The sequence below is a fragment of the Streptomyces sp. genome, assembly GCF_050698815.1.
In the GTDB taxonomy this organism is placed as follows: domain Bacteria; phylum Actinomycetota; class Actinomycetes; order Streptomycetales; family Streptomycetaceae; genus Streptomyces.
Map to the genome: position 1 here is coordinate 1 of NZ_JBOHCV010000372.1, position 3,629 is coordinate 3,629.

At 69.6% G+C, this 3,629-nt stretch carries 7 protein-coding genes; 5 read left to right on the top strand and 2 right to left on the bottom strand.

Annotated features, from left to right (window positions below):
* Positions 1-377: helix-turn-helix domain-containing protein (locus tag ACRDP3_RS13545; RefSeq protein WP_431517164.1), on the top strand; the 377-nt coding region annotated here is incomplete at its 5' end.
* Here ACRDP3_RS13545 and ACRDP3_RS13550 read toward each other — a convergent pair.
* On the bottom strand, positions 362-655 hold the full coding sequence (locus ACRDP3_RS13550; RefSeq protein ID WP_431517165.1) for an MTH1187 family thiamine-binding protein: 294 nt from the start codon (positions 653-655) through the stop codon (positions 362-364). The two genes, ACRDP3_RS13545 and ACRDP3_RS13550, sit on opposite strands and share 16 nt — an antisense overlap.
* Positions 652-1,035 carry a DUF3817 domain-containing protein gene (locus ACRDP3_RS13555; protein WP_431517166.1) on the bottom strand — a complete coding sequence of 128 codons (384 nt, stop codon included), beginning with the start codon at positions 1,033-1,035 and terminating at the stop codon, positions 652-654. The genes ACRDP3_RS13550 and ACRDP3_RS13555 overlap by 4 nt, the downstream gene beginning before the upstream one ends.
* 95 nt (positions 1,036-1,130) lie before the next feature.
* On the opposite strand from ACRDP3_RS13555, the gene ACRDP3_RS13560 reads away from it, so the two are divergent.
* From ACRDP3_RS13560 to ACRDP3_RS13575, 4 genes are all read left to right on the top strand, one after another.
* Positions 1,131-1,778 (top strand): AIM24 family protein, encoded by a 648-nt coding sequence (locus ACRDP3_RS13560; protein ID WP_431517167.1) that lies wholly within the window; start codon positions 1,131-1,133, stop codon positions 1,776-1,778.
* Positions 1,778-2,428 (top strand): AIM24 family protein, encoded by a 651-nt coding sequence (locus tag ACRDP3_RS13565; protein WP_431517168.1) that lies wholly within the window; start codon positions 1,778-1,780, stop codon positions 2,426-2,428. Before ACRDP3_RS13560 ends, ACRDP3_RS13565 begins: the two co-directional genes overlap by 1 nt.
* A complete protein-coding gene (locus tag ACRDP3_RS13570; RefSeq protein ID WP_431517169.1) occupies positions 2,425-3,192 on the top strand; it encodes an AIM24 family protein in 768 nt (255 codons plus the stop codon). The genes ACRDP3_RS13565 and ACRDP3_RS13570 overlap by 4 nt, the downstream gene beginning before the upstream one ends.
* Positions 3,193-3,227: 35 nt before the next feature.
* Positions 3,228-3,629: MarR family winged helix-turn-helix transcriptional regulator (locus tag ACRDP3_RS13575; RefSeq protein WP_431517170.1), on the top strand; the 402-nt coding region annotated here is incomplete at its 3' end.

A 3,629-nucleotide genomic window follows, 5' to 3' on the forward strand; every position in this document is an offset into this window, starting at 1 on the left:
GAGTGATGCTGCTGCCGAGCGTGTTCGTCTGGCCCGACGTGGTGAGCGGCTTCGACCCGCCCTGGCAGCCCGCGGTGATCTACCCGGCGCGCGGGGTGGGCGGGCTGTGGCAGCGGCCCACCCACGACTCCGCCAAAGCGCTGGCGCGGCTGCTGGGCGCCAACCGGGCCGCCGTGCTGAACGAACTGGAGGACCCCGCCTCGACGACGTCCCTGGCGGCCCGGCTCGGCCTCGCCCCGTCCTCCGTCTCGGCGCATCTGACGGCGCTGCGCGACGCGGGCCTGCTGACCTCGCGCCGGGTGCGCCACCAAGTGCTCTACGAGCGCACCGCGCTGGGCATAGCCCTGCTGACGAGCGGCGGTCAGTCCGCCAGCTGACGCTCGATCGAGTCCACCTTCGCGGTGAGCCCGTCCGTCACGCCCGGCCTGATGTCCGCCTTGAGTACGAGCGACACCCGAGGGGCCCGCTCCTCGACGGCGGCGACCGCCTTGCGTACGACCTCCATGCACGCGTCCCAGTCGCCCTCCAGCGAGGTGAACATGGCGTCCGTGCGGTGCGGCAGGCCCGACTCCCGGACGACCCGCACGGCCTCGGCGACGTACTCCCCCACGTCCTCGCCCACGCCCAGCGGCGTCACCGAGAAGGCGACGATCACGCGAGGGCCCCGCTGCCGCCGCCCTGCTCCTTGCGCGCACGGGCGGCGATCACGCCCGCCGCCTCCTCGCCCCGCAGCATCCGGTCGGCGAAGAAGCCGCCGGCGGGCAGCACCGACAGCGCGAAGTACAGGGCGGCCCGGCCGAGCGGCCACCGGACGCGCCTCCAGGCGTCCGCCCAGAAGAGCACGTAGAGGATGAAGAGCACGCCGTGGACGGCGCCCATCACCGGCACGGCGTTGAAGTCGGTGGTCCGCTTCAGCACGGAGCAGACGAGCAGCAGCAGGAAGGACACCGCTTCGGGTGTCGAGGTCAGCCGGAGACGGCGCAGAGCGGAGAGCGACTTCGGCGGCAGGCTTGTCGACGATTCCAGAATGGCCACGGCAGGTCCTCGAGATCATTTGTGAAGGGATGCACAAGCACTGCCATTGTGGCAGTACGGCACGCTGCCCCCGAGCCCAGGGTAGGTTCACTCTTGTGGCTCAGTTCCGACTTCACAGCGCCAAGGTGCTCGCCGTCACGATGACCGGTACCGCCGATGACACCGTCAAGGCGAAGAACGGCTCCATGGTCGCCTACGACGGCCAGATGGCTTTCAAGAAGATGTCCGGCGGCGGTGAGGGCATGCGCGGGATGGTGACCCGGCGCCTCACCGGCGAACAGATGACCGTCATGGAGGTGAAGGGCCAGGGCACCTGCTACTTCGCCGACCGCGCCAGCGACATCAACCTGGTTCGGCTCAACGGCGAGACGCTGCACGTCGAGGCCAGCAACCTGCTCTGCACGGACGCCGGCCTGCGCACCGGCACGGCCTTCACCGGGCTGCGCGGCGCCTCCCAGGGCAACGGCCTGTTCACCACCACGGTCGAGGGCACCGGGCAGGCCGCGCTGATGTCCGCGGGCCCGGCGGTGGTGCTGCGCGTCGCGCAGGGCATGCCGCTGCAGGTCGACCCCGGGGCCTACATCGCCCATCAGGGCAATCTGCAGCAGCACTTCCAGTCCGGTGTGAACTTCCGGACGTTCATGGGCGAGGGGTCCGGCGAGTCCTTCCAGATGCGCTTCGAGGGCGACGGCCTGGTCTACGTGCAGCCCAGCGAGCGCAACACGATCGGGGGCGAGGTCTGATGCCGTTCCGGGAGATCAACTCCAAGATGGTCGAGGCCCTGGTGCAGCCGGGGCAGAGGCTGTTCAGCCAGCGCGGCGCGATGATCGCGTACACCGGCGACGTCCGCTTCACCCCGAACATGCAGGGCGGCCAGGGCGGCCTGACGTCCATGATCGGACGGCGGGTGGCCAACGAGGCGACCCCGCTGATGACGGTCGAGGGCGCCGGCACGGTGATGTTCGGGCACGGCGGCCACCACGTCGAGGTGATCAACCTGGACGGCGACACCCTCTGCGTCGAGGCCGACCGGCTGCTGGCCTTCGACGGCACCCTGGAACAGGGCACCCTCTTCCTCGGTTCGGACGGCGGCGTCATGGGCATGGTGCGCGGCCAGGTCACCGGGCAGGGCCTGTTCACCACCACGCTCAAGGGCAAGGGCGCGGTCGCCGTCATGGCGCACGGCGGCATCATCCAGCTCCCCGTCACCCCGGACCGCCCCGTACACGTCGACCCGCAGGCGTACGTGGCCCACTACGGCGACGTACGCAACAAGCTCTCCACCGCGCTCGGCTGGCGCGACATGGTGGGCCGCGGCTCGGGCGAGGGTTTCCAGCTCGAACTGGCCGGAAACGGCGCCGTGTTCGTACAGGCAAGCGAGGAGAAGCTGTGACCACCGCTCCGCAGATCCTGGACGTCACGACCCTGCCGTCCAACGACAACGTCAACAACTACACCTTCTGCGTGGAGCTCAACGGCCAGTGGTTCCTGCAGAAGGGCAAGATGATCGCCTACTACGGGCAGATCGACTTCAACGGCGTCGGCCACGGCCACCTCGACCGCCTCGTCGCCACCAGCTTCCACTCCCCGCTGCACGCCGCCGACTGGGTCGTAGCCGAGGGCCACGGCAAGATGCTGCTGGCCGACCGCGCCTTCGACGTCAACTCCTACGACCTCGAGGACGGCAACCTCACCGTCCGCTCCGGCAATCTGCTGGCCTTCGAACCGACCCTCTCCCTCAAGCAGTCGATCATCCCGGGCTTCCTCACCCTCATCGGCACCGGCAAGTTCGTCGCCGCGTCCAACGGCCAGGTGCACTTCGTCGAGCCGCCCGTCCGCGTCGACCCGCAGGCCCTGGTCGGCTGGGCGGACTGCCCCTCGCCCTGCCATCACTACGACCACGGCTACCTGAAGGGCGTACTGGGCGGCATCCGCGCCATGACGGGCATCGGCGGGGCGTCCGGCGAGGAGCACCAGTTCGAGTTCGTGGGCTCGGGCATGGTGCTGATCCAGTCCACCGAGGTGCTGATGGCGGAACAGGCCACCGGCGCGGTCCCGCACGAGCCCGGCGTACCGGGCGGCGGCCAGCACGGCGGCCAGCAGACACCGCAACTCCCCGGCCAGCTGGGCGGCCTCCAGCGCAGGTTCGGGCTATGAGCACAGAGGTACGAACGCTGGGTAAAGTCATCACCATGGACACCGAACCCCGTTGGCTCACCGAGGACGAGCAGCGCGCCTGGCGCACCCATCTGGACGTCAACCGGCTGCTCATCCACCAGCTGGAACGTGACCTCCAGCCGTTCGGCCTGACCATGAACGACTACGAGATCCTGGTCAACCTCTCCGAATCCGCCGAGCACCGGATGCGGATGAGCGATCTCGCCGCCGCCACCCTCCAGTCCAAGAGCCGGCTCTCGCACCAGATCACCCGCATGGAGAACGCCGGCCTGGTCCGCCGGGAGAGCTGCGAGTCGGACAAGCGCGGCCTGTTCGCCGTGCTCACCGACGAGGGCTGGGAGACGATGCGCACGGTCGCCCCGCACCACGTCTCGTCGGTACGCCGCCACCTCATCGACCGGATGCCCCCCGAGGAC

Bases quoted from the DNA above. Each gene is read 5' to 3' on its own strand.
- ACRDP3_RS13565 (WP_431517168.1), top strand. From the start codon at position 1,778: ATGCCGTTCCGGGAGATCAACTCCAAGATGGTCGAGGCCCTGGTGCAG.